The 23,931-nt window shown below is 65.3% G+C and carries 22 protein-coding genes; 9 read left to right on the forward strand and 13 right to left on the reverse strand.

The window, feature by feature from the left end:
* Positions 1 to 77: 77 nt before the first annotated feature.
* The gene (locus tag AUP43_RS14590; protein ID WP_067558615.1) at positions 78 to 3,251 is read right to left on the reverse strand and encodes a M10 family metallopeptidase C-terminal domain-containing protein; all 3,174 of its coding nucleotides are present in this window, start codon (positions 3,249 to 3,251) and stop codon (positions 78 to 80) included.
* Between the two features lie 423 nt (positions 3,252 to 3,674).
* On the opposite strand from AUP43_RS14590, the gene AUP43_RS19480 reads away from it, so the two are divergent.
* Together AUP43_RS19480 and AUP43_RS14595 are read left to right on the forward strand one after the other, a co-directional pair.
* On the forward strand, positions 3,675 to 3,890 hold the full coding sequence (locus AUP43_RS19480) for a helix-turn-helix domain-containing protein (RefSeq protein WP_232315189.1): 216 nt from the start codon (positions 3,675 to 3,677) through the stop codon (positions 3,888 to 3,890).
* Between the two features lie 96 nt (positions 3,891 to 3,986).
* Positions 3,987 to 4,535 carry a PhnE/PtxC family ABC transporter permease gene (locus tag AUP43_RS14595; RefSeq protein ID WP_067558618.1) on the forward strand — a complete coding sequence of 183 codons (549 nt, stop codon included), beginning with the start codon at positions 3,987 to 3,989 and terminating at the stop codon, positions 4,533 to 4,535.
* Between the two features lie 111 nt (positions 4,536 to 4,646).
* Here AUP43_RS14595 and AUP43_RS14600 read toward each other — a convergent pair whose 3' ends face one another.
* The gene (locus AUP43_RS14600; protein WP_067558622.1) at positions 4,647 to 5,477 is read right to left on the reverse strand and encodes an alpha/beta fold hydrolase; all 831 of its coding nucleotides are present in this window, start codon (positions 5,475 to 5,477) and stop codon (positions 4,647 to 4,649) included.
* Here AUP43_RS14600 and AUP43_RS14605 point away from each other — a divergent pair.
* The gene (locus AUP43_RS14605) at positions 5,464 to 6,585 is read left to right on the forward strand and encodes a GlxA family transcriptional regulator (protein WP_232315190.1); all 1,122 of its coding nucleotides are present in this window, start codon (positions 5,464 to 5,466) and stop codon (positions 6,583 to 6,585) included. The two genes, AUP43_RS14600 and AUP43_RS14605, sit on opposite strands and share 14 nt — an antisense overlap.
* A 40-nt stretch (positions 6,586 to 6,625) precedes the next feature.
* Here AUP43_RS14605 and AUP43_RS14610 read toward each other — a convergent pair whose 3' ends face one another.
* Positions 6,626 to 7,849, reverse strand: a complete 1,224-nt coding sequence (locus tag AUP43_RS14610) for a multidrug effflux MFS transporter (RefSeq protein WP_067558628.1) — start codon at positions 7,847 to 7,849, stop codon at positions 6,626 to 6,628.
* A gap of 26 nt (positions 7,850 to 7,875) precedes the next feature.
* Positions 7,876 to 8,592 carry an SDR family oxidoreductase gene (locus AUP43_RS14615; protein WP_067558630.1) on the reverse strand — a complete coding sequence of 239 codons (717 nt, stop codon included), beginning with the start codon at positions 8,590 to 8,592 and terminating at the stop codon, positions 7,876 to 7,878.
* A 154-nt stretch (positions 8,593 to 8,746) separates the two neighbouring features.
* On the opposite strand from AUP43_RS14615, the gene AUP43_RS14620 reads away from it, so the two are divergent.
* Together AUP43_RS14620 and fabF are read left to right on the forward strand one after the other, a co-directional pair.
* On the forward strand, positions 8,747 to 9,310 hold the full coding sequence (locus tag AUP43_RS14620; RefSeq protein ID WP_067558633.1) for a TetR/AcrR family transcriptional regulator: 564 nt from the start codon (positions 8,747 to 8,749) through the stop codon (positions 9,308 to 9,310).
* A gap of 18 nt (positions 9,311 to 9,328) precedes the next feature.
* Positions 9,329 to 10,636 (forward strand): beta-ketoacyl-ACP synthase II, encoded by a 1,308-nt coding sequence (gene fabF, locus AUP43_RS14625; protein ID WP_067558634.1) that lies wholly within the window; start codon positions 9,329 to 9,331, stop codon positions 10,634 to 10,636.
* 28 nt (positions 10,637 to 10,664) lie between these two features.
* Here fabF and AUP43_RS14630 read toward each other — a convergent pair whose 3' ends face one another.
* From AUP43_RS14630 to AUP43_RS14670, 9 genes are read right to left on the reverse strand one after another with little or no spacing between them, the layout of a single operon-like run.
* Positions 10,665 to 11,756, reverse strand: coding sequence for an alkene reductase (locus tag AUP43_RS14630; protein ID WP_067558637.1), 1,092 nt, complete (start codon positions 11,754 to 11,756; stop codon positions 10,665 to 10,667).
* Positions 11,753 to 12,451, reverse strand: a complete 699-nt coding sequence (locus AUP43_RS14635) for an ABC transporter ATP-binding protein (RefSeq protein WP_067558640.1) — start codon at positions 12,449 to 12,451, stop codon at positions 11,753 to 11,755. Before AUP43_RS14635 ends, AUP43_RS14630 begins: the two co-directional genes overlap by 4 nt.
* Positions 12,435 to 13,223 (reverse strand): ABC transporter ATP-binding protein, encoded by a 789-nt coding sequence (locus AUP43_RS14640; RefSeq protein WP_067558643.1) that lies wholly within the window; start codon positions 13,221 to 13,223, stop codon positions 12,435 to 12,437. Before AUP43_RS14640 ends, AUP43_RS14635 begins: the two co-directional genes overlap by 17 nt.
* Positions 13,220 to 14,167, reverse strand: a complete 948-nt coding sequence (locus AUP43_RS14645; protein ID WP_067558646.1) for a branched-chain amino acid ABC transporter permease — start codon at positions 14,165 to 14,167, stop codon at positions 13,220 to 13,222. Before AUP43_RS14645 ends, AUP43_RS14640 begins: the two co-directional genes overlap by 4 nt.
* Positions 14,168 to 14,171: 4 nt before the next feature.
* A complete protein-coding gene (locus tag AUP43_RS14650; protein WP_067558649.1) occupies positions 14,172 to 15,038 on the reverse strand; it encodes a branched-chain amino acid ABC transporter permease in 867 nt (288 codons plus the stop codon).
* Between the two features lie 12 nt (positions 15,039 to 15,050).
* Complete coding sequence (locus tag AUP43_RS14655) at positions 15,051 to 15,440, reverse strand: RidA family protein (protein ID WP_067558652.1); 390 nt, start codon at positions 15,438 to 15,440, stop codon at positions 15,051 to 15,053.
* Between the two features lie 27 nt (positions 15,441 to 15,467).
* Positions 15,468 to 17,081, reverse strand: coding sequence for an acyl-CoA synthetase (locus AUP43_RS14660; RefSeq protein WP_198154923.1), 1,614 nt, complete (start codon positions 17,079 to 17,081; stop codon positions 15,468 to 15,470).
* A gap of 4 nt (positions 17,082 to 17,085) precedes the next feature.
* Positions 17,086 to 17,574, reverse strand: a complete 489-nt coding sequence (locus AUP43_RS14665) for a MaoC family dehydratase (protein WP_067558657.1) — start codon at positions 17,572 to 17,574, stop codon at positions 17,086 to 17,088.
* A complete protein-coding gene (locus AUP43_RS14670; RefSeq protein ID WP_067558660.1) occupies positions 17,571 to 18,782 on the reverse strand; it encodes an ABC transporter substrate-binding protein in 1,212 nt (403 codons plus the stop codon). The genes AUP43_RS14665 and AUP43_RS14670 overlap by 4 nt, the downstream gene beginning before the upstream one ends.
* Positions 18,783 to 19,053: 271 nt before the next feature.
* Between AUP43_RS14670 and AUP43_RS14675 the strand changes: the two genes are divergently transcribed.
* The 4 genes from AUP43_RS14675 (at position 19,054) to AUP43_RS14690 (ending at position 23,929) form a co-directional block, all read left to right on the forward strand.
* Positions 19,054 to 19,848 (forward strand): IclR family transcriptional regulator, encoded by a 795-nt coding sequence (locus AUP43_RS14675; protein ID WP_157089372.1) that lies wholly within the window; start codon positions 19,054 to 19,056, stop codon positions 19,846 to 19,848.
* Positions 19,849 to 20,017: 169 nt separating this feature from the next.
* The gene (locus AUP43_RS14680) at positions 20,018 to 20,509 is read left to right on the forward strand and encodes a sigma-70 family RNA polymerase sigma factor (RefSeq protein WP_232315191.1); all 492 of its coding nucleotides are present in this window, start codon (positions 20,018 to 20,020) and stop codon (positions 20,507 to 20,509) included.
* Between the two features lie 75 nt (positions 20,510 to 20,584).
* Complete coding sequence (locus AUP43_RS14685) at positions 20,585 to 21,565, forward strand: FecR family protein (protein ID WP_198154924.1); 981 nt, start codon at positions 20,585 to 20,587, stop codon at positions 21,563 to 21,565.
* Between the two features lie 165 nt (positions 21,566 to 21,730).
* Positions 21,731 to 23,929, forward strand: a complete 2,199-nt coding sequence (locus tag AUP43_RS14690) for a TonB-dependent receptor (protein WP_232315192.1) — start codon at positions 21,731 to 21,733, stop codon at positions 23,927 to 23,929.
* Positions 23,930 to 23,931: the final 2 nt, after the last annotated feature.

Consider the following 23,931-nt stretch of genomic DNA (forward strand, 5'->3'; position numbering starts at 1 on the left):
GGCAACTGCACGAGCATCGTGACGGCTCCTGAAATTCACCACCGCCATGGCAGGTTAAGCCGTTGGACAGTCAGGCGTTAGACGTAGAATGCCTGGTCGATATCGGCCTCGGTGAGGGCGGCGACGCCGAGGAAGGTGAGGCTGGCCCCGGCGACCTGGATGATGACGCCGGCCTCGGTGGCGGTCTGGCTGGCGATCGCCGTCTCCAGTTCCGCCAGGCTGGCGTTCTCCACCGCCAGCAAATCGGTTCCCTGCTCGAAATCGGTGATTGTCGCCGTCAGCGCTGCGCCGGCGAAATTGGCATCGTAGCCGCGCAGCACGAACAGGTCCGCCCCCTCCCCGCCGGTCAGCGTGTCGTTGCCGAAACCGGAATACAGGATATCGTCGCCGGCGCCGCCATCCAGACTGTCATGGCCCTTGCCGCCGCGCAGGATATCGTCGCCCTCGGCCCCCATCACTGAATCAGCGTTCATGCCACCGAACACGGAATCGTCGCCATCGCCGCCCAGCAGTGTGTCGCTGCCGGTGGCCGAGCCGATGGTGTCGTTGCCCGCACCGCCATTCAGGTGATCATTGCCCTCGCCCAGCACGATGTTCTGGTTGCCGGCATCGCCCAGCACGATGGTGGAGCCCGCCCCGCCGTTGATCACGACTTCGCCGGAGATGATGGCGATATCGACATTGTTCAGCTGGATGACCGTTCCCGATGGCAGGCCGCGCGCATCCAGCACGATGGCGCTGGCCTGGCCGCTGTCCGGCGACCCCTCGATGATGATGGGGCCAGGATCGCCCGTACCGGACGGCGTCAGGGTGATGACGCGCATCAGGCCCTCGGCCGGCGCATCGGGATTGACCGTCGAGAGCACCGGCAGTGAGGCACCCTGCGGCAGCACGATGCCGGACGGCACCTCCGCCAGCAGGCCGCCGCCCAGTGCCGAATTGGCGACGGTCGCACTCGGCCCGGTCACGGTGATGGATACCGTCGAGGGCAGATTACCGGACAGCACCGGATTGTTCGCGGGACCGATCAGCGGCACGCCCTGAGTCGTCTGCTGGCCGCCATTCGGGGTGATGGTCACGGTTTCGATCTGTCGGCCGCTGGAATCGATGCTGTAGCGGGTGGCGACATCCATCCCGCCTACGCTGGTATCGGTCGAGGGCGGCAGCGAGGGGCCCGGATCCGGATCTGGGTCCGGATCCGTTGGCGGCACCGTCAGGTCCACGGTAAAGCTGTCGGCATCCGCCGCTGCGGCCACGCCGTCACCGTGATTGTCGGTTACCTCGTCCTCTACCAGGCTGACCGTGTAGGCGCCCTCCAGCGCTTCCTCCCAGCCATTGCCACCGGGCACGGCTACGGTATAGGTCGCGGTATTGCTGCCCGCATTCCAGCTGACGCCGGTCACCGTCAGGGTGCTGGTGTCGGGTGCTGTGACGGTGACGTCGTTTGTGTCGATGGAGTCGCCATCGATGGTGCCGTCGGCATCGCTGTAGGTGACGGCGAAGCTGTAGCTGGTCTGCCCGGCCGCCGTATGGGCGACATCTGCCGCCGACGCGGTGGCGGTCGGCCGGACATTGGCGGTGAAGCTGTACAGCGTGTCACTGCTGTTCTCCGCCAGGGGATTGCCGGCCAGGTCGCGCACCGCCGATTCATCCCAGTGGATCGCGATCTCCGCGCCATAGGGCAGCGGCGTCAGCCCGTCCGGGTCGATATCGATGGTGATCTGATAGCTGCCCCAGCCGCTTACGGCGGCCGAGTTGGCGGCAATAGTCTTGAACACCGTCTGGTCGGTGACGTTGTAGATGATGAAGTCGCCGGTGCCCGCCAGCACCTCTTCGTTGAAGGTCAGGGTCGGGGTCGCGTCCCGGGCGACGCTGACCGCATTGTCCGCCGGGCCGCTGCCGCTCTCGAACACCGGGGCTACGGTGTCGGCGATGAAGGAAATCGTATTGCCGGACAGGCTGAGATTATCGAAGACGGTGCTGTTCGCCAGCACGATCTGCAGGTCGGAACCCGCCGTCGCGTCCAACCCGACATACAGCACGTTATAGACGCCGTTCCAGGCGAAGCCGGCCTCGCCTTGTGCCAGTGCGGCACCATCGTCGCCGCGCACAATCCCGCCGACAACGGCGTCGCGCAGCACGATGGAATCGTCGGCAGTGAAGTCGCTGACCGTATTGCTGCTCGCCACGCCATCGCTGAAATCGAAGGTGTCCTGGCCCGCGCTGCCGACCAGCGTGTCGGTCCCGGCCCCGCCCCGCAGCGTGTCATTGCCGCCATTGCCGCGCAGCAGATTGTTCGCCTCATTGCCGACAATCAGATCGTTGCCGCTGCCGCCATAGGCGGCCTCGATCAGATGGGCCGCGCTGCCATCATGCAGATAAGGGATGGCGATGTTGCCCAGCGGCAGGACGTTGGCATCCAGCGTCTCCAGCGTGGCGTACTGGCCACCCAGATCGGTCCACTGGCCGGGCCGCAGATCGACCGAGAGGTTGGTCGCATAGCTGGCGAAATTGAAGGTATCGTAGCCGCCGCCATCCCAGCGCGCCTGGAAGATGACCGAGGCTGTGGGATCAAAGGTGTAGGTGGTATCGCCGAGATTGGCGGTCAGCGCGTTGGTGTTGACGCCGTAGAGATACTGGATCGCCGCGATGTCGTTCATCATCGGACCGGTCGGGTAGCTGCCGTCGGCAATCGAATAGGCTCCCAGCGACCCGCCGGTGTAGCTGACATAGCTCATCACCGACAGTTCGACGGGCACCCCCGAATCGCCTGGGAAGCCGTTGATCGCCTCGTGCGGATGCTTCAGCCCCAGCGCATGGCCGATCTCATGCATCGCGATGAAATGGGAATAGCTACCGGCAGTCCCCAGCTGGCCGCCATTGATCCCGCTGCCCAGCTGGATATCGCCGGCCTCGACCGAATTATCCGGGAATCCCACAACCCGCGCCGTCAGATTATCCGGCGACCGATACCAGTAGACCGAGATGTCGGCGGTCGCCGCGTCGGCGGCAGCCACCTGCGTGAAGGTGAGGCCCGAAACCCTGGCCCACTGCTGCAGGATCGCCTCGAAGGCGGTCTGCTCACCGCCGCTCAGCGCTGTGAAGTCAGACTCGTCATCAAGGTCATAGCCAACATTGGCGGCAGTGTCGGGAAAGGCATAGGTGAGCGCTGTGCCGTCCCATTTCCGGCCATATATCAGGGAATCGATGTAATCGATGCCGCTTGACCCAACTGCTGCTGAATCAGCCACTCTCTTAATCTCCTCAGCAAAAAGCCCGCGTCTTTCTATGCGTGCGACTGCGCCGCGCCTGAAACCCATCTTCTCCGGCAAGCAGACCATTCCTTGGCCGTCACCAGAGACTTCTTCAGTCAAGGCGTCTGAAAAATCGGAAAGCTTCGCGCCAAACGGATTCTTTAACTCATGGCGGCAAATGAAAACGTCATCACTTTGAATTGGCAACTAAAAAAGTGTTAATATTCGTTCGGCGGCGTGAATTTGTTTACAGATTAGAAATATATATTATTATGTAATAAATATTGTTTTATGTATATTTTTTATTATTAAAAAATTTAAATAATTCTAATGAATTTGCTTCTTAGCTAATGGCGACACGCCCCCGATGACGATGCTGAAGGACATCCTCGCGGTCAGGCCCACATAAGCAGGATCAGCATGAACGGCAGGGCGCCGACGATGGATGCTGGGTGCGGTGAAGATGCGCAATCTGTATCTCGACCCTTTGGCGATCCGGGGCATGGCGGCGCATTGCCGGACAGTAGAGATATTGTCGCCCTGGATCTCGGCTACGACAATCCAGTCGCCTTCACCGCCATGTTCAAGCGCTCCTTGGGCGTCTCGCCACGGGCCTACTTTCAGCGTGCCGAGTAGCCGTTTCAGCATCGGCTCGTTGAAGTCGCTGACTCCTGAAGAACGGGCTCTTGTGCCTGGTTGCGCTGGGCAAGTTATCACCGATCCTCAAGCGAATTGCTGGCCGGGATCGTCGCGCTGGTTGGCTTTCCGCTGATCGTGCCGCAGCTGGCCGGCCGGTTCGGCAGTCTTTTCGGCCATCTCGGGCTGGTGGTCGGGCGCTCCACGCCGGAATATATGCTGGCCTATATCCTGCTGCAGATTTTTGGCCCCTCCATGCTGCCGGCGGTGCTGGCGCTGGGGCTGCACAATGGGGCGATCATCGCGCATCTGCTGGGCCGCCAGTCGGAGGGGCTGTATGCCGCCCTGCGACCGGACGCGCCGCACGGCCTCAATTTCTATGCCTGGGAGATGGTGCCGCGCCTCTATGGGAATTTCCTGGCGCTGTGCTTCTATCGCTGGGAGATCATCATGCGCGAATCCCCCATCGTCGGTTTGCAGGGCGTGGCGACGCTGGGTTTCTACATCGACAACGCCATCGCCGAGATTCGCGCCGACCGGGCGATCTTTCTGCTGCTGCTGACCGTGCTGGCGACCATCGGCATCGACGCCCTGTCCCGTACCCTGCGCGGTCTGCTGGCGGTGGACCGGGTGCGCAGCCTGTAAGATTCGCGCGGGGGGCGGCGGCTGATCGCCCATGGGGCGATCTCAGAAAATATCCCAGCCGATGGCGGAGGGTGGCGTGGGCACATGACGCGCCCACGCCCTTCCCGGAATTTAGCCCTCGATGAAGGCCAGAAGGTCGGCATTCACCAGATCAGGGTGGGTTGCAAAGACGCCGTGTGACAGCCCCTCATAGGTCTTGAGCGTGCCGTTGCGCAGCAGCTTGATCGCCTTGTGCGCGGAATCCGCGATCGGCACGACCTGATCGTCGGTCCCGTGCAGCAGGAGAACCGGCACCGTGATGGCCTTCAGATCCTCGGTGAAATCGGTCTCCGAGAAGGCTGCGATACAGTCATAATGGGCCTTTGCGCCGCCCATCATGCCCTGGCGCCACCAATTGTCGATCAACCCCTGGCTGACGGTGGCGCCCTTGCGGTTGAAGCCGTAGAAGGGGCCGGCCGGCACATCGATGAAGAATTGCGCGCGGTTGGCGACCAGCGCCGCCCGGAACCCATCGAAAACCGACATCGGCAGGCCCTCGGGATTGGCCTCGGTCTGCAGCATGATCGGGGGCACCGCGCCGATCAGCACCGCCTTGGCCACGCGCCCCGCCTCGGCCCGGGCGACATAGCGCGTCACCTCGCCGCCGCCGGTCGAATGCCCGACATGGACGGCGTTGCGCAGATCGAGCGCGCGGGTCAGCTCGGCGACATCGGCGGCGTAGGTGTCCATGTCGTTGCCGGTATCGGTCTGGTCGGAGCGTCCATGGCCGCGACGATCATGGGCGATGACCCGATAGCCCTTCGCGCGGAAGAACAGCATCTGGTTGTCCCAGTCATCCGCGCTGAGGGGCCAGCCATGGTGGAAGACGATGGGTTGCGCGTCCTTGGGGCCCCAATCCTTGAAATAGATGTGGGTGCCGTCGCTGGTTGTGATCGTGCTCATTGCCGTATCCTTTCGTCTCGCGGGCCGGCGCCATACCGACCGTCCATATGGACAAGATGAGCCCTGTCGCGGCAGAGTACACGTGGCGAAATCGACAATCATCGGGGCAAAAATGACAATTAGGTCCGATATCAAGATCGTCGCGGAGATCGGCCTGCTGATCTATCCCGGCGCGCAATTGGCGGCGGTCTACGGGCTTACGGATCTTTTCCGCATTGCCGGTGAATGGGCCTTGCCGCTGGAGGGCGGCCCACGCCCCGCCATCCGGGTTACCCATTGGAAAAGCGGCCCCGAAACAGGCCCCGAACCACGCATGGAATGCATCTGGGACAGCCATCCCGGCGACGGTCATAGCCTGTCGCATGTGATCGTCCCGCCCAGCATCATCATGCCCGACAAGATGCCGTCGATGCAGGCGCCGGCGGCGTGGCTGGCGGGCCGGCATCGCGCCGGCGCGACGCTTTGCGCGATTTGCGCCGGCGCCTTCGTGCTCGCCGAGACCGGGTTGATCAACGGGCGACGGGCCACGACCCATTGGGCGTTCGCCCATGCGCTGGCCGACCGTTTCCCCGATGTCGAGGTCGCGGTCGAACGCATGGTGATCGACGATGGCGACATCATGACGGCGGGCGGCATTCTCGCCTGGACCGATCTCGGCCTGACCCTGGTGGAAAAGCTCATGGGACCAAGCACGATGCTTGCGACGGCGCGATTTCTGCTGATCGAACCGCCCGGCCGGCAGCAACGCCCCTTCGCGCAGTTTATTCCGCGCTTCGACCATGGCGATGCCGCGATTCTGCGCGCCCAGCATCATCTTCACGCCACGCGCGCCCAGACCTATGACCTGGCCGAACTGTCCACAATCAGCGGATTGGAGCAACGCACCCTGTTGCGCCGGTTCAGGAAGGCGACAGGCCTGCGGCCGACTGAATACGCGCAGGAGGTTCGCATCGCCAAGGCCCGTGAACAGCTTGAGGCGACCAATCAGCCGGTTGAGCAGATCGCCTGGCAGGTCGGCTATTCCGACCCCGCTGCCTTCCGCAAGGTGTTCCAGCGCATCACGGGCGTCGGCCCCGCCACCTACCGCCAGAGATTTGGCGTGACATAGCCGGCCGGGCGCGAGCGTTATGAGGAAGCGTACATCACCATCATCGGCTGCCCCGCAAGACGATGCCGGCGAACAGGAGCAGGGCAATGGCAGCGGTAACGGTGAGGATGACGCCGAGTGCGGTCCAGGAATCGTAGGGCAGGGCGGTGCTCAAGGCCGTCGCCAACGCGGCACAGGCCATCTGCAGGAAGCCGAGCAGGGCTGAGGCGAGTCCGGCCTGCTTGCCGAAGGGTTGCAGGGCGATGGCGGTGCCCAGCGGGTTGACCAGCCCCATGCCGAACAGAAACACCACGATGGCGGCGGTGAACAGGGGCAGGCTTGGCGTGCCGCCGCCGGCCAGCAAGATCGCCCCGCCGGCCAGGGCGATGGCGATGCCAGCCGTCGCCACTTTCGTCGCTTCCCAGCGATGCGCCAGGCGCGGCGCCAGCAGGCCGGCCCCGAAGACGATAAAGACCGTAGCGGCGAAGAACAGGCCCAGTTGTACAGGCGACAGCCCAATCAGGCCGATCAGGATGGCCGGCGCCGCGCCGAAGAAGGCGTAGAGGCCGCCGACGATCAGGCTGACGGCCAGCGCTGGCATGATGAAGCGCCGGTCCGTCGCCAGCCGCCCATAGGCCACGGCGACCGTTCGCGCCGTATGGGCGGCGCGACGGTCGGCCGGGTGGGTTTCCCCCATGCCGAACAGGTAGTACAGGACGAGCGCGCCGCCGCTGAGGCCGACCAGCAGGAAGGTCGAACGCCACCCGAGCGTGGCGTCCATCGTGCTGCCCAGCAGCGGCGAGAAGCCGGGCGCCGCCGCCATCGCGATCATGGTCAGCGACAGGGCGCGGCTCAGCGCGTCGCCGTCGAACAGATCGCGGGCGATGGCGCGTGACAGAACGGACGCGGCGCAGACGCCGAGCGCCTGCACCACCCGACCGATGATCATCGTCTCCAGCGTGTCGGCGGCGGCGCATAGGGCGGTGCCGGCCAGAAAGACGATCAGCCCGCCCAGCACCAGCTTCTTCCTGCCATACCGGTCGGAGAGCGGCCCGACGAGCAGCTGGCCGATGGCGAAGGCGACGAAGAAGCTGGACAGCGTGAGCCCCATATCCCGGGCCGAAACGCCGAACTCGGCCGCCATCGACGGGAAGGAGGGGAGGGTGATGTTGGTGGACAGCGCGCCGATGGCCGCCAGGCCGGCCAGCAGCGTCAGCACGCCGCCGGTCAGCTTTCGCTGTGCCGGGATGTCGGCGGGAATGTCGTTAGCATTGAGCGTGGACACGGAACTCTCCTGCCATGGCGGGGCGATCAGGGGCGTAGCGCCGCGCCGTTTTCCAGATAGATCGGGCGGGCGGCCGACAGTCCGGCATGCACCTGGCGGCTGATTTCGTCGGCCAGCACCTGCTGCTCGCCGCGCTCCAGCGCTTCCAGCGCCGCCTGCACGATGGCCTGGGGCGTGCTCTTCGCCGCCGTGATGTCGCGGGTCAGGTCGGTGTCGATGAAGCCGGCATGCAGCCCGATGACCTGGGTGCCCTGTTCCTGCAACTCGATGCGTAGGCCGTTGGTCAGGGCCCAGGCGGCCGATTTCGACGCGCCATAGGTGGCCAGCATCGGCCCGTTGATCCAGCTGCCGACCGACAGCACGTTCAGCATAGCCCCGCCGCCATTGCGCTTCAGCACCGGCGCGAAGGCGCGTGCGATGCGCAACGGACCGAAGAAATTCACCTCGAACTGCTCGCGCGCCGCCTCAATGGCCCCCTCGCCCAGGAAGGGTCCGGGCAGGGCGATGCCGGCATTGTTCACGATCAGCGTCACATCGCCGGCCGCCTGTGCGGCGGCGGCGATGTCTTCCTCGCGGGTGACATCCAGCTTCAGCGATACGACGCCGGGCAGGGTGATCGATGCCGGATTGCGCGCGCCGGCGTAAATTTTCGTCACGCCGGCGGCCAGCAAGGCGCGGGTGAAGGCGAGGCCGAGGCCCCGGTTCGCGCCGGTTACCAGCGCGGTCGATCCTGCGATTTTCATGGGATAGCTCCTGCCAAAACGCTAGCCGAACCAGTGGTGGCAGCGTGTAAAATTAAATATGATGACTGTCATACTTGAACATACATGATGGTCATCATATTTAAAGTCAAGACAGCAAAAGCACCGTCAATCGCAATTTTGGAAGGCCAGAAGAATGCGCTATTCCGTCGAGGAAACCGCCGAGAAGCATGAGAAGATTCTAACCGAGGCCGCCCGCCTGTTCCGCGAGCGCGGGTTTGCCGGGGCTGGCGTGGCGGAAATCATGCAGGCGGCCGGCCTGACCCATGGCGCTTTCTACGCGCATTTCCCTTCGAAGGACGCGCTGGCCGGCGCGGCGCTGGTCCGTGCCTTCGAGCAGTCGAGCGCGCGCATGCGGACCGATGCCGGCGATCCGAAGCAGGCATTCCTCGACCGGTATCTGAGTGTGGCGCATCGCGACCGGCCCGGCGCCGGCTGCGCCATTGCCGCCCTCGGCCCGGAGGTCGCGCGTGGCGAGGCCAGCCGCGCCCCCTTCACCGAGCAGGTCGCGCGGATGATTGCCGATATGACGGAGCGGTTCGCCTGGGACGATTCCGCGCGCAAGGACCGGCCCGCGCGTCAGAATGCGATCCATCTGCTGTCGGCGGCGGTGGGCGCGCTCATCCTGGCGCGCGCCGTCGACGACCCGGCGTTGTCGGACGAAATACTCGCCGGCGTCCGCGACGTGCTTGCGGACTAAGCGCGACGGTGGCGCGCCGTGGCGCATAAGGCGCTGTTTATACGGAATGAAAGTCTGAAAAAGATGCGGCGTATTGTGGTGACAGGCATGGGGGCGGTGAGCCCTCTTGGGACAGGTGTGGAGGCCTCCTGGGGCCGGCTGTTGGCAGGACGCTCCGGTATACGCAGGCTGTCAGACGAAGTGGTCGGAGATCTGCCGGCAAAGATCGCAGGCATCGTACCCTCACGGGAAGACGATGCGGAGGCGGGGTTCGATCCTGATGGCGTGCTCGACCCGAAGGGACAGCGCAAGGTCGATCGCTTTATCCTATTCGCGCTCGCCGCGGCAGACGAGGCGCTGGCCCAGGCTGGATGGACGGCGGCTTCAGAAGAAGGCCGGCTGCGCGCAGCGACGATCATCGCGTCGGGTGTCGGCGGGTTCCCGGCCATGTCCGAAGCCGTCCGCACGGTCGATCAGCGTGGCGCGCGGCGATTGTCCCCGTTCACCATCCCGTCCTTTCTCGTGAACCTCGCCGCTGGTCAGGTCTCAATCCGTCATGGCCTCAAAGGGCCTCTCGGGGCACCGGTGACGGCTTGTGCTGCGGGCGTTCAGGCGATTGGCGACGCGGCGCGGCTCATACGTAACGAGGAAGCCGATGTTGCTGTATGCGGCGGAACGGAAGCCTGCATAAATGATGTCAGCCTTGGTGGTTTCGCGGCGGCGCGCGCGCTTTCTACCGGCTTCAACGACACCCCGACGCAGGCCTCCCGACCTTTCGACAGGGAGCGCGATGGCTTCGTCATGGGCGAAGGCGCCGGCATCCTGGTGATCGAGGCGCTTGACCACGCGCTTGCACGCGGCGCGACGCCGATTGCCGAAATAGTCGGTTATGGCACGACGGCCGATGCACACCACATCACCTCCGGGCCGGAGGACGGCAACGGCGCGCGGCGCGCGATGGAAATCGCCATCGCCCAGGCGGGCATTTATTCCGGAGAGATCAGGCACCTCAACGCTCACGCCACATCCACGCAGATTGGCGACAAGGGCGAGATGGAGGCAATCAAGAGTGTGTTCGGCACGAGCCGCTCCATCGCCGTAACCAGCACGAAGTCGGCCACGGGACATCTGCTTGGGGCCGCAGGCGGGCTGGAAGCAATCTTCGCCATACTCGCGCTCAGGGATCAGGTGGCGCCGCCGACACTTAATCTCACGACGCCGGACCCCGCCGGTGACGGCATTGATTTCGTCGCGCGCCAATCCCGACCGATGGCGATGGCGTACGCAATATCCAACGGCTTCGGCTTTGGTGGGGTCAATGCGAGTGTGATTTTCCGCCGCTGGTAAACGATCCCGCTGAAATAGGCGGCCGGGATTAACGATCTTGAGCCGCCGGGTAGTCGGTATATCCGGCTGCGCCGCCGCCGTAATAATGAGAGCGGTCTGCGATAGCCAGGGGCAGGCCGCGCCGCAGCCGGTCGACCAGGTCCGGGTTGGCAATATAGGGACGCCCGAAAGCGATCAGGTCGGCGGCGCCGGTCTCGGCCGCGCAGATGGCGAGATAGCGGTCATAGCCGTTATTCGCCATATAGCGCCCGCCGAAGCGGCCTCTCAAGGCGCGCACCGATGCCCGGTCGGCGCTGTCGCGGGAGCCGGCGGTTTCGCCCTCGATCAGATGCAGGTAGGCCAGGCCAAAGCCCGATATCCGCTCGATGACGTGGCTGAAAAGAGCCATCGGGTCGCTGTCGCCGGCATCGTTGGCCGGGCTGAACGGGCTGAGGCGCAGGCCGATGCGGTCCGCCGGCCAGATTTCGGTCAACGCCTCCAGCACCTCGACCAGGAAGCGGCAGCGATTCTCCGGCGATCCGCCATAGGCGTCGGTCCGTCGGTTGGGGCCGTCGCGCAAGAACTGGTCGATCAGGTAGCCGTTCGCCCCATGTAGCTCGATGCCGTCGAAGCCGGCGGCACGGGCATTCCGGGCGGCGTGCCGGTAATCCGCGACGATGCGCGCGATCTCGCCGGTTTCCAGCGCGCGGGGCGGGGAGACCGGCACGAAGCCGCTGCCGACATAGGTGCGCGTCCGGGCGATCACGGCCGATGGGGCGACTGGGGGCTGGCCGTCCGGCTGCAGGGAATGGTGCGACACCCGCCCGACATGCCAGAGTTGAAGGAAAATGCGGCCGCCGGCCGCGTGCACGGCCTCCGTCACCCGGCTCCAGGCCTCGGTCTGCGCCGCACTGTGGATTCCGGGCGTTCCGGCATAGCCCTTGCCTTCGGGCGATATCTGCGCGGCTTCGGTGATGATCAGGCCCGCGCTGGCGCGCTGCCGGTAATAATCGACGCTCAGCGGGCCGGGCGCGTCCCCCTCGGGCAGGGCGCGACTGCGTGTCAGCGGGGCCATGACGATGCGGTTGGGCAGTTCCAGCGCGCCGAGACGGATGGGCGTGAACAGGGCCGGTATCGTCACAGGTAGGATTCCTGCACGGCGGCGGAGCCGCGCAACGCATCGGCGTCGCCCTCGAAGGTGATTTCGCCAGTCTCAATGACATATCCGTAATCGGCCACTTCCAGGGCCAGCATGGCATTCTGTTCGACCAGCAGGATCGTCGTGTCCTCGCCGCTGATGCGCCGGATGATGTCGAATATTTCGTCGACAATGCGCGGCGCGAGGCCGAGCGACGGCTCGTCCAGCAGCAGATAGGCGGGCCGGGCCATCAGCGCCCGGGCGATGGCCAGCATCTGCTGCTCGCCGCCGGACAGGGTGCGCGCCGGTTGCGCCAGGCGCTCGCGCAGCCGGGGGAACGTATCGAGCAGCTTCTCGAAATCCTCCGCCACCGCCCGCGACCGCCCCCGCAAAAGGCCGCCCAGCCGCAGATTGTCGGAAACGCTCATGCCGCCGAAAAGCTCTCGTTGCTCGGCAACCAGGGCGATGCCGCGCCGCAGCGCCTGGTCCGGCGTGCCATTGGTCAGCGGGACGCCATCCAGCTCGATACTGCCATCCGAACAGCGGGCAAGACCGACGATGGCGTTCAGCGTCGTGCTTTTCCCCGCTCCGTTGGCCCCCAGCAGCGTGACGACGGCGCCGCGCGGCACCGCTAGGTTGAGGCCATGCAGGACTTCCTTGCCGCCATAGCCGGCGCGGACATTACGAAGCGATAGCATTGGCCGCCCTCTCGCCCAGATAGGCCTTGATGACATCGGGGTTGGCGCGCACCTCGGCGGGCAGGCCCTCGGCGATCTTGCGACCGAAATTCAGCACGGTGACCCGGTCGGAAATCTTCAGAACCAGCGCCATGACATGGTCGATCAGCAGGATGGTCAGGCCCCGCCTGGCCCGCAAATCCAGCAGGATATTGTTCAACGCCTCGATTTCGGCTGCCCTCAGTCCGGCGGCCGGCTCGTCCAGCAGCAGCATGCGCGGGCGCGTCGCCAGCGCCCGCGCCAGCTCCAGCCGGCGCTGCTTGCCGAACGGCAGCGCGCCGGCCAGCATGGCCGCATCCTCGGCGATGCCGACCAGTTCAAGCAGGTCCATCGCCTCGGCCCGCATCCGGCTTTCGGCGGCGGCGAAGCCAAAACCGTGCGTGGCCGCGACGAAGGGGCCGTAGCCGCCGCTGCGATGCGCGCCGATCATAACGTTCTCCAGCGCCGTCATCTCGCCGAACAGCTCGGTGTTCTGGAAGGTCCGGGCGATGCCCAGCCGGCAGATATCGTGCGGCTTAAGCCGGTTCAGCGTCTGCCCGGCGAAGGTGACCGAGCCCTGGCCGGCGGTGTAGATGCCGGTGACGACGTTGATCAGCGTGCTCTTGCCCGCGCCGTTCGGCCCGATGATGGCGTGAATGGCGCCGGGTTCGACATCGATGTTGATCCCGTCCAGCGCGACGATGCCGCCGAACCGCACGCCGATATCCTGGATGCTGAGGAGAGGCGCGGTCATCGGGCGGCACCTCCCCACCAGCGGGCTCCGGGACGCCGGAAAATCAGGCCGGACAGCCCATTCGGCCACAGCACGATGAAGCCGAGCAGCAGCAGCGCGAAGACCAGCCCCAGATAGGATTGGAAGGCCTGCAGGAATTCCGGGATCAGGATGAAGACCACCGCCCCGATGATCGCCCCGGCCGGGGAGCGCAGCCCGCCGACCACCGCGATGGCCATGTAGTAGATGGATTGCGGAATGCCGAACTGCATTGGGTCGAGATAGCTGGCCAGGGGGGCCAGCAGCCCCCCGCCGACCGCGCCCAGGAAGGCGCTGCCGGCAAAGGCCAGCGCCTTGTAGCGCAGCACGTCCACGCCCATCGCGGCGACGGCGATCTCGCTCTGCCGGGTCGCCGCGAAGGCACGGCCGAAACGGGACCGGATGATGTTGCCGACGATCAGAAACAGCACCGCCGTGGTGGGGACGATCACGTAATACAGCTCTCCGCCGCTGGTCAGCGCCCGGCCGCCGATCTCGAAGCTGGGCACCGGCATGCCGGCGGCGCCGCCGGTGATGTCGTCCATATGGATGAAGGCCAGTTGCACGATGGCGGTCACCGCCATGGTCGCCAGCGCGAGGTAGTGACCGGAGACGCGCAGGGTGACTTGCCCCAGCACGAAGCCGGCCATCGCGGCGACGATGCCGGAGAGCGGAATGCCGGCCCACAGAGGCACGCCCCAACGGGTCGCCAGGATCGCCGCGCCATAGCCGCCGATGCCCACGAAGGCGGCCTGGGCCAGCGACACCTGGCCGGCCAGTCCGGTCACCACGGTCAGCCCCAGCGCGATGAGCGCCGTGACCGCGATCAGGCAGACCTGGAATAGCTGGAAGTCGGCCAGCATATGCGGCAGCGCGAAGAACAGGCCGATGCCGGTCACGGCGAAAAGCAGGGTCTTGCCGGTCATGCGCCTATACCTTCTTCAAGGCTAGGCCGCCGAATAGGCCCTGCGGCCGCACCAGGATCACGGCGATCAGAATGGCGTAGCTGATCATGTCCTTGAGTGCGGTCGAGATATAGGCCCCGGTCAGCGCCTCCAGCACGCCGAGCAGCAAGCCGCCGACAACGGCGCCCGGCAGGCTGCTGAAGCCGCCCAGCACGGCGGCGGTGAAGCCCTTGATGGCGATCAGCCCCATATCCGGGCTCAGCGTCAGCAGCGGGGCCACCAGGATGCCCGCCACCGTGGCCAGCAGCGAGGCGACCACCCAGATCACTAGGAACACGCGCGACACCCGCACGCCGATCAGGCTGGCGCCGGTGCGGTTCTCGCAGGCGGCCAGGATTGCCTTGCCTTGCAGCGTCTTCTCGAAGAACAGGTACAGTCCCGCCAGGATGACCAGCACGACGCCGATGATCGCCAGGTTGGCCGGCACCAGCATCAGGCCGCCAACCTCGACCGGGGCAGGGGACAGCAGGAACGGGAAGGGCCAGGCATTGGGGCCCATGAAGGCGCGCAGCCATTCCCGCAAGGCGGTGCCGATGGCCAATGTCGCGATCAGCCGCGCCAGCAGCGAGGCGTTTCGCAGCGGCACCATGAAGACGGCGTAGATCGCGGCGCCCAGCGCCATCGACGCCAGCAGCGCCATCATGATGGCGGCGGAAAATGGCACTCCGACGAAATTCTGCGCGATCAGCACGAGATACGCGCCGAAGGTGACCTGATCGCCATAGCCGAAATGCACCACGCCCGTGCCGTTGTGCAGCAGCACGAAGCCAAGCGCGATCAGCGCATAGACGGCGCCGGCGGTCAGCGAGCTGACGAGGAGCTGGGCGAGCATGCCTGCCGATCCCTACAGCACGGCTATGGCTTTGATTTCAATCAGGGCGTCCTTGCGGATCAGCCCGGCGACCTGAACTCCGGTCGCGGCCGGCCAGGGCGGACCCTTCAGCAGCTCGCGCCGCACATCGGCGGTCTTCTCGTAGCCTTCCAGCGTCGTGTAATAGTCCGTTGTCTCGACGATATTGGCCAGGCTGCCGCCGAGGCTCTCCAAGATGATCGCGAATTTCTGGAAGATGTAGCGGGTCTGCGCCGCGATATCGCCGACGCCGACGATCTTGCCCTTTTCATCGCCCGCCGTGGTGCCGGACAGGAAGACGAGATTGCCAACCCGCACCGCCGGCGAGAAGGTGAAGCCCTTCGGCCAGTTCGGGTTGGGGACGATCGGTTCATAAACGGTCATGGCTCGGTGTCTCCTTGAGGCGCGGACTTAGGGGCGTTGGCGCAGCACGAAGCGCTGAATCTTGCCGGTCGCGGTCTTCGGCAGGCTGTCGACGAATTCGATCTCGCGCGGATATTGGTGGCGGCCCAGCGTGCGTTTCACGAAGCCGGCCAGTTCGTCCGACAGCGCATCGCTGGCCGCCACGCCGGTCTTGAGCAGGATGAAGGCCTTCACGATCTGCCCCTTGAGCGCGTCGGGCTTGCCGATCACGCCGGCCTCGGCGACGGCGGGGTGCTTCAGCAGCGCGCTTTCGACCTCGAACGGGCCGATGCGATAGCCGGCGCTCTTGATCATGTCGTCTGCCCGGCCTTCGAACCAGAAGTAGCCGTCGGCATCGCGGCTGGCGAGGTCGCCGGTGACGATCCAGCCCTGGCGTACCAAATTGCGCGTCGCCGTCTCGTCGTTCCAGTACAGCAGCCAGTACAGGCAATTCTCGTCGGCCTTCTTGCCGATCATGCCGACTTTACCCGCGGGTAGCTCGTTGCCCGCCTCGTCGACCACGGCCATGGTGAAGCCGGGGCAGGGCAGCCCCATCGAGCCGGGCTTCACCGCCATGTCGATGCCGGCATAATTACCGATGGGCAGGGCATATTCGGTGGCGCCGAAATGGTCGAGCGGCGTGACCGACCAGACCCGGCGGAAATAATCGACGACCTTGTCGTTCAGCGGTTCGCCACAGCTCGATATCGTGCGCACCGGACTCTTCGGCGCGGCGTCGGCGGCCATCAGGCTGCGCAGCAATGTCGGCGTGGTGGCGAGGTTGGTGATGCCGTAGCGTTCGATCAGTTCCAGGCACAGGGCCGGCGTGGGATTGGCCTGTACCGAGACGATGGGGACGCCGGCGGTCAGCGCCGCCAGGTAGCACACGAAGCCATAGCCCCAGCCGGGATCGCCGGTCGGCCAGAAGATGTCGTCCTCGCGCAGATCGACGCCGTAGGTGACATAGGGCCAGATCGCGGCCAGGAAGTTCGTCGCGATCGCCCCGCCCTTCGGCTGCCCGGTGGAACCAGAGGTGTAGATGATCGCGGCAACCTCGTCGCGCCGGCATTGCACAGGTTCGAACCGCTCGCTCTCGCGCGCCGTTTCGGCGGCGAAGTCGAGGTCGCCCTGCTGTAGCGCCGCCGGGTCGGGATTTACGCAGACGATCCGCGTCGCGGCATCCGCGGGCACCTGGCTGCGCACCTCCTGATGGGTCACCAGCAGCTTCACCTGGCTATGCTCCAGGCGAAAGCGCACCGCGTCCGGCCCGAAGCCGGTGAAGATCGGCACATAGATCGCGCCGACCTTGAACGCTCCCAACAGGGCGGCCAGCCCCTCCGGCACGCGCGGCATCAGCGCCGCCACCCGGTCGCCCTTGCGGACGCCCAGGCGGGTCAGCAGATTGGCGAAGCGGTTGCTGGCTTCCGCCAGCTCGCGATAGGCGATGCGCCGCTCCGCGCCATCCCTGGCCACCCAGATCAGCGCGGTGGCGTCGCTATCGGCATGGCGGTCGATGATGGTGGCGCCAAGATTGACCGTCTCCTTGCCGGTCCAGCCCAGCGTGTCATGCACCGTTTGCCAGCTAAATGCCTGGCGCACCGCCTGATAGGTCATTGCGGACATCGTTTCAGGCCACCTTGTCCGTGCCTTGCGGGCGGCATTTGAGCAGATAGGTGTGATGCCCTTCCAGCACGGGGCTGCCGGCATGGTCGAGCAGCGTTAGCGCAAAGCGCACCAGGGCGGCGTTACGATGCGGCTTCAGGTCGATGGCCGTCACCTCGAACCGGCTGGTCAGCGTCTCGCCGATGAAGACCGGTTTCACGAAACGGCAGCCCTGCTCGACGAAGGCGATCATCGCATCCTCAAGCCGGTGCGACAGCGGGGTGGCGCCCAGCGCGCCCATCGAGACCAGCAGCAGCCCGTGCGCCAGACGCTTGCCGAACTGCGTCTTGGCCGCATAGGCCTCGTGGTAATGGATCGGGTGGCTGTCGCCGGTGAGGGCGGCGAAGCCGGAGAAGTGCTCTTCTCCGATTCCGCGCGGCTCACCGGCGAATACCTGACCCACCGCCAGATCGTCGGCAAATATTTGCGCGACGCGGTGTTGGGCCGTGGTCACTTGGCGGCCCCTTCGCTGGCGCGCACCACGACCGGCAACATCTTGCGGCTCAAATCCTTCTGGATTTCGACCACGCGGGCCGACTGGTTGCCCTCGCGGATATTCGGGCCGAAGGTGGTCGGCAGGCTGAGGCCGGTGGCGTAGTTGTCCAGGCTTTCCAGCGCGGCGATCAGCTTTTCCTGCGTCAGGTCCTTGCCGGCCCGCTTCAGCGCCTCCAGGAAGGTCAGCGCGCCGCCGTAACCCAGCACATCGCCCAGGTCGGGACGGCCCTGGCGGGCGAGGTCGGGGAAGCGCTTCTCGAACGCGGCATGGAACTTCTTGGCGGCCGGATCGTCCGATTCCGGCAGCACTTCGAGGGTAATGATGTTCTGCGTGCCAGCCGCCGCCTCGCCGACGATTTCCGGATAGCGCCGGCTGCCGGCCGAATTGGCGCCCATGATGGTCGCCTTCAGGCCGAGCTGGCTGGCCTGGCGGGTGATGATGGCAGACGGGTTCGGATAGCCATAAACCACGAGAACGTCCGGCGTCGCCTGGGCAATGCGCGAGAGCTGGGCGCTGAAATCCGTGTCGGTCAGGTTGAAGGTCTCTTCGGCCGCCAGCTTATGCCCGCGTGCCTTGATGCGCGCCACGACGCTGTCGGCGCCGCGCTTGCCATACTCGTCGGATTGGCGGATCAGCGCGATCTTCTGGCCCTTCAGATGGTCGATGACGTAATCCGCGATCGCGGTGCCCTGCTGGCGATCGTTCATCGGGCCGGTGCGGAAAACGTTGGGAATCGGCGGCTCGGTCACCACCGGCGTGGAGAAGACCGAGATGAAGGTCGGGGTCTTTGACGCCTTGAAGGTCGGCACCAGGGCCTGGCCGACCGCGCTGGCGGCCGGGCCGAACACGGCAAACACCTTCTCCTGTTCAGTCAGGCGCTTATAGGCGGCGATGCCCTTCGGCGGCGATGATTCGTCGTCGAGCGATATCCACTCGATCTGGCGGCCATTGATGCCGCCGGCGGTGTTCGCCTCCTCGAAGGCGAGGGTGGCGCCGGCCAGGTTACCAGTCCCGAAAATGGCGAACGGGCCGGTCAGGCTGCCGAGAACGCCGATCTTGATCGCCTTGTCGGTAACGCCGGGCGCATCCGCCCGTGCCGCGTCGGCCAGGCCGACCATTGCCGTGAGACACAGGCCGAATACGGCCGTCTTCATAATGCGATGCATAGGTAAATCTCCCCTGATTCGGCCCCCATCAAGGGGGTCCGGGTTCCACCAAGACTGCTGAGATGACGAAAGCGAGCGCCCTGTCTTCAGCCTGTTCGCCTATTCATATTTTCCGAATTTCGGAAAGTTTTATTGATTTACGGAAAGTTTAATATTAGCCTTTCGCGAGAGTCAACAGGCTCTGGGGTGGATTTTTCTCCTGTCGCCGCCGCCCTGGGCTTTAAAGTCGATTTTTCTAAGAAGTCTCAAGGAACTCGGGTCGGGGAATGTCGTGACTGCAGAAAAACAAACGGGGTTGGAGCGCTATGTGATGGCGCTGGAGGCGGTCGCCGCCTCGCCGCACGGGTTGAGCCTGTCCAGCCTGGCCCAGCAATGCGATTTGCCGGTGGCGACCACGCACCGGCTGCTTCAGGCCTTGCAGAAGACCGGCCTGGTCACTGCCAGCGGCGGCAAGCGCAAGGATTACCAGCTGGGGATGCGGCTGTTGCGGCTGCTGCATGCCGGTGCGGACGACGCCTGGGTGCAGATCGCCGTTCAGCCGGTATTGGACCGGCTGGCCAACCGCTTCGGCGAAACCTGCTTCGTGACCCGGCTGACCGGCAATCATGTCATGTCGCTGGCCTGGGCGGTGCCGGAGAAGGGGCTGCGGGGCTATGTGTTTCCCGGCCATATGATGCCGCCGCACGCCTCGGCCTCCGCCAAGGCGATCCTGGCGTATCAGGCGCCGGCCTTTATCGATGAAATACTCTCCCAGCCGCTGGTGAAGCTGGCGCAGGAAACCAAGACCGACCCGGCCGCGGTGAAGGCCGACTACGCTGAGGTGCGCGACCGCCGCTACGCCACCTGCTGGAATGAGATGGAGCCGGGGGTGGGCGCGCTGGCCGTGCCGATCGAGCTGCCGGATGTCGGGGTGATCTACAGCCTGGGCGCATCCGGCCTGATCGAGCGGCTGAATTCCCGCCCGTTGGATGAATCGTTGGAGATGATGCGGGCGGCGGCCGACAATCTGTCGCGCGCGCTGCGCAATTCCACGCCGGCTCGAATGTCTGGCGATTGGCGGCCATAAAGCGAGGCCGCAGGCTCGCGAGCAGGGCCTGACGGTTCTTCAGGCCATGCATGCGCTGGCGCGGGATGGCGGTCAGCTCCCGATTGCCTTGGGAGCCGATAGCTTCTATTTCTAAGGCCTAAGAATGATTCGCAATTCAGGGGCCTTTTTGAACCACGAGCCAACCATTGTGGAGCTGTTTTCAGCGCATCGGGGCGAGCTGGTGAATTACGCCAGCAGAATCCTGGGCGACCGGTCGCATGCCGAGGATGTGGTTCAGGAGGCTTACCTGCGTCTGGATTCGGCTATTGTCGATCAGCCCTTGCGCGAGCCGCTGGCCTATCTCTATCGCATCGTGCGCAACCTGTCCCTAGATGTGCGCCGCCGCCTGATGCGAGAGCGTGGCCGGATGCCGTCGGGCGGGGAGGCGGCGATGGATGAGATCGCCGAGGACCGTCCCTCGCCGGAGAGCGAAGTGGGAGCGCGCGGGGAAGTGCGCCTCCTCGCCCAGGCCATGGCGGAGCTGCCGGATCGTACGCGCGTAGCGCTGGAGATGCACCGCTTCGCCGGCTGCTCGATTCGTGAGATCGCCAACCGACTCGACATCTCGGTCGGTACGGCGCATGCGCTGGTCATCGACGGGATGGAACATTGCCGCCGCCGGCTGTTCCGCGGCCGATGATCGGCCAATCTTTGAACGGGGCCGGTCGCCGGAGCGTCTATAAAATAGTGCCGCGGCGAGAGGATGCAGCCGGACATGGATGACCGACGCCAACCGAGCAGCGCCAGCGAATGGCTGGTTGCCCTGCTCGATCAGCCGGATGACAGGAAGTTGCGCGCCGATTTCGCGCGCTGGATCGCGGCCAGTGCCGCCCACGCCCGGGATTGGGAGGAAATTGCCCAGACCTATGAGGCGATGGGCGAAGTGGCGCCGCTGCATCGCGCCTATTGGGCCGACCGTGAGGCCGTGTCCCGGCCGCTGCCGACCGTGGCGCCACGCCGCAAGGCGGGCCGCCGCGTCGGGCTGGGGCTTGCGGGCGTGGCAATGGCGGCCTGTCTGACGCTCGCGCTATTGCCGGACATGATACTGCGATGGACCGCCGATTACGCAACGGAGACGGCCGAGCGGCAAACCGTGCGACTGGAAGATGGCAGCATCGTCCGGCTCGGCCCCGATAGTGCCCTGGAAATCGTCTATACCGAGGCCGAGCGTCGCGTGCGGCTGCTGGAAGGCCAGGCATTTTTCGAGGTCGCGGCCAATCTGGAGCGACCCTTTCGGGTGACGGCGAATGCGGTCGAGGCCACGGTGATCGGCACCGCCTTCGAGGTGCGCATGGCGCATCGGGCCACGCGCGTCGCCGTGCGCGAAGGCAGTGTGCGCGTCAGTCGCGACGGCGTCGTGCCGCCGGTGAACGAGACATTGAGCGCCGGTGACTGGGCGCGCCTTTCATGGGATGGCGGTGACGACGGACGCGGCCATATGCCGGCGCAGAACGTCGCGAGCTGGTTGGACGGGCAGCTGGTGGTGCAGGATCTCCCGGTGGCCGAGGTGGTGGCCGAGCTGCGGCATTATTATTCCGGCATTGTCCTGGTCCAGGGCGACGCGCTGGCCGGCCGGCCCTTGACCGGGGTGTACAATCTTTCCGACCCGGTAGCGGCCTTCCGCGCCATCGCCAGCGCGCAGGGCGCATCCTTCCATCAGCTATCGCCCTGGGTCGTGCTGATTTCGGGCGGCTGATTTTTTTTTTGAACGCCGGGCAATCCGCAATCGTCTCTAAGTCAGATATTAAAAATGCGTCGTAATCGCATCTGATGATTGCGCGCAATTTCCTGTCTGGAGGGGGAGTTGACGGAGATGACGAAGGGGCACGGGAATTCGCGGCGATGGGCCGCGGCGCTGGCAATGTCGACCGCGCTGGCCACCACGCTTGTCGCGCTGCCGACGGCTGGCCAGGCGCAAGGCACGGGGCCAGCCACCGCTCAGACGCAGCAGCGCAGCTTCAACATTCCGCCGCAGCCAATGCCGGAGGCGCTGTCCCTGTTCGGCCGGCAGTCGGGCATGCAGGTTTCCGCCAATGGCGATGCGGTGCGCGGCGCGCGCACCCAGGGCGTCAGCGGCACGATGGCCCCGGAAATCGCCTTGCAGCAGCTTCTCGCCGGTACCGGCCTCAGCTTCCGCCTGGAGCAGGGCGGCGCGGTGATTGTCGCCGCGCCGTCGACCAGCGGTTCGGCGACCATGCTGAGCCCCGTCATGGTGCAGGGTGCGGCGGTCGCGGACAAGCATGCCGGGGCGGCCGACCGGGCCAACTCGATCACCATCGGCCTGGAGGATCTGGAGCGGCGTAACCCGAGTTCGCTGAAGGAAGTGTTCGCCGGCGAGGCCAGCGTTTCCGTCGGCGGCGGCCAGCCGATGAGCCAGAAGGTCTATGTGCAGGGCGTGGAGGAGACCAACCTCGCCATCACCATCGATGGCGCGCGGCAGAACAACAAGGTGTTCCACCACAACGCCACCAATCTGATCGACCCGTCGCTGCTGAAGCTGGCGCGCGTCGATCCGGGCGTCGCCCCGGCCGATGCCGGTCCCGGCGCCCTGGGCGGCTCCATCGTCTACGAGACGGTCGACGTGGCCGATGTGCTGGAGCCGGGCCGTTCGGTCGGCGGCTTCCTCAGCAGCGAGTACAACACGAATGGCGACAGCCTGGCCTATAGCGGCTCGGCCTATGGCCGTTCCCAGGGCTTCGAAGTGCTGGGCTTCTACAAGAATTCCGACGGCAGCAACTACAAGGATGGCGATGGCCGTTCCGTCGAGGGCACCGGCGCCGGCCTGGAAAGCGTGCTGGGCAAGGTCGGCTTCGAGAGCGACAGCGGCCACCGCTTCGAATTCTCCGCCGAGCAGGTGCATGACGAGGCGGTGCGCCCGTTCCGCGCCAATATCGGCCGGCTGACCAACCGCAATGAAGGGCTGCGGCTCTACGATCTGAAGCGCCAGAACTTCGCCTTCAACTATTCCACGCCGAATGCCGATGGCATGTGGGACCCGAAGGCGGTGCTGGGCTATGGCCGCACCGAGGTCGGCGTGCCGACGCCGTTCGGCAGCGTCGGCGAGACCAGCAGCCTGTCCGGCAAGCTGGAGAACAACTTCAACTTCAGCCCCGGCAACACGCTGACGGTCGGCGTCGATTTCTACGACGACAAGGCGGAATACGACGATCCGACGGTCAGCATCTACGAGGCGTCCACCAATGTCGGCCTGTACGCCCAGGCGCGCATAACCCCGGTCGACCGGCTGCGGCTGTCCTTCGGCATGCGCGGCGACCAGAACTGGTTCGAAGGCACCGACGGCACCGAGATCGATCATGCCGGCCTGTCCGGCAACGCCTCGGCGGCCTATGACGCGACCGACTGGCTGACGCTGAAGGCGGGCTATTCCCGGGTTTTCGGCGGCATCACCCTGGCCGAGAACTTCATCCTGAACGAGAACTGGTCCTATGCCGGCGGCATCGAACCGGTGCGCGCCGAGAACATGACCCTGGGCTTCGAGACGCATCATCGCGGCTTCACCTTCGGGGCCGGCATCTTCCGCAGCGATTTCGACAATGCCCGCAACGAGACCTTCGGCGGCGGCCCGCAGATCACCTCGGATTTCGAGACCCAGGGCTACAACATCTCGGTCGGCTATAATTGGGGTCCCGGCTTCGCCCGGCTGACCTATACCGACACCGATTTCGAGATCGACGGCATCACCGGCGATTCGGATTTCGGCCAATATCTCGGCACGCCGATCGGCCAGATCTTCGCTTTCGAGGTCGCCCACAGCTTCGCCCGCACCGGCCTGACCCTTGGCGGCACTCTGGATGTGGCGCTGGAAAACGAGGACCCCGCCGGCGTCGGGCTGCAGCCGCTGGGTTCCTACGAATCCCTGAGCCTGTTTGCTGAATACCAGCCGCCGACGCTGCAATTCCTGACCCTGCGGGTGGAGGCGAACAATTTGTTCGACGAGACCTATGCCGACCGTGCCACCTATGGCCAGGAATTCGGCAATGTGATCCCGCTCTATGAGCCGGGCCGTTCCTTTCTCGTGAAAGCGAAGGTCACCTTCTGAGC

Origin of the sequence: Oceanibaculum pacificum (genome assembly GCF_001618175.1) — a bacterium.
Classification (GTDB): Bacteria; Pseudomonadota; Alphaproteobacteria; order Oceanibaculales; family Oceanibaculaceae; genus Oceanibaculum; species Oceanibaculum pacificum.

Bases quoted from the DNA above. Each gene is read 5' to 3' on its own strand.
- AUP43_RS19480 (WP_232315189.1), top strand. From the start codon at position 3,675: ATGAACGGCAGGGCGCCGACGATGGATGCTGGGTGCGGTGAAGATGCG.
- AUP43_RS14600 (WP_067558622.1), bottom strand. From the start codon at position 5,477: ATGAGCACGATCACAACCAGCGACGGCACCCACATCTATTTCAAGGAT.
- AUP43_RS14615 (WP_067558630.1), bottom strand. From the start codon at position 8,592: ATGAAAATCGCAGGATCGACCGCGCTGGTAACCGGCGCGAACCGGGGC.
- AUP43_RS14620 (WP_067558633.1), top strand. From the start codon at position 8,747: ATGCGCTATTCCGTCGAGGAAACCGCCGAGAAGCATGAGAAGATTCTA.
- AUP43_RS14635 (WP_067558640.1), bottom strand. From the start codon at position 12,451: ATGCTATCGCTTCGTAATGTCCGCGCCGGCTATGGCGGCAAGGAAGTC.
- AUP43_RS14640 (WP_067558643.1), bottom strand. From the start codon at position 13,223: ATGACCGCGCCTCTCCTCAGCATCCAGGATATCGGCGTGCGGTTCGGC.
- AUP43_RS14645 (WP_067558646.1), bottom strand. From the start codon at position 14,167: ATGACCGGCAAGACCCTGCTTTTCGCCGTGACCGGCATCGGCCTGTTC.
- AUP43_RS14650 (WP_067558649.1), bottom strand. From the start codon at position 15,038: ATGCTCGCCCAGCTCCTCGTCAGCTCGCTGACCGCCGGCGCCGTCTAT.
- AUP43_RS14655 (WP_067558652.1), bottom strand. From the start codon at position 15,440: ATGACCGTTTATGAACCGATCGTCCCCAACCCGAACTGGCCGAAGGGC.
- AUP43_RS14660 (WP_198154923.1), bottom strand. From the start codon at position 17,081: ATGTCCGCAATGACCTATCAGGCGGTGCGCCAGGCATTTAGCTGGCAA.
- AUP43_RS14670 (WP_067558660.1), bottom strand. From the start codon at position 18,782: ATGCATCGCATTATGAAGACGGCCGTATTCGGCCTGTGTCTCACGGCA.
- AUP43_RS14685 (WP_198154924.1), top strand. From the start codon at position 20,585: ATGGATGACCGACGCCAACCGAGCAGCGCCAGCGAATGGCTGGTTGCC.
- AUP43_RS14690 (WP_232315192.1), top strand. From the start codon at position 21,731: ATGTCGACCGCGCTGGCCACCACGCTTGTCGCGCTGCCGACGGCTGGC.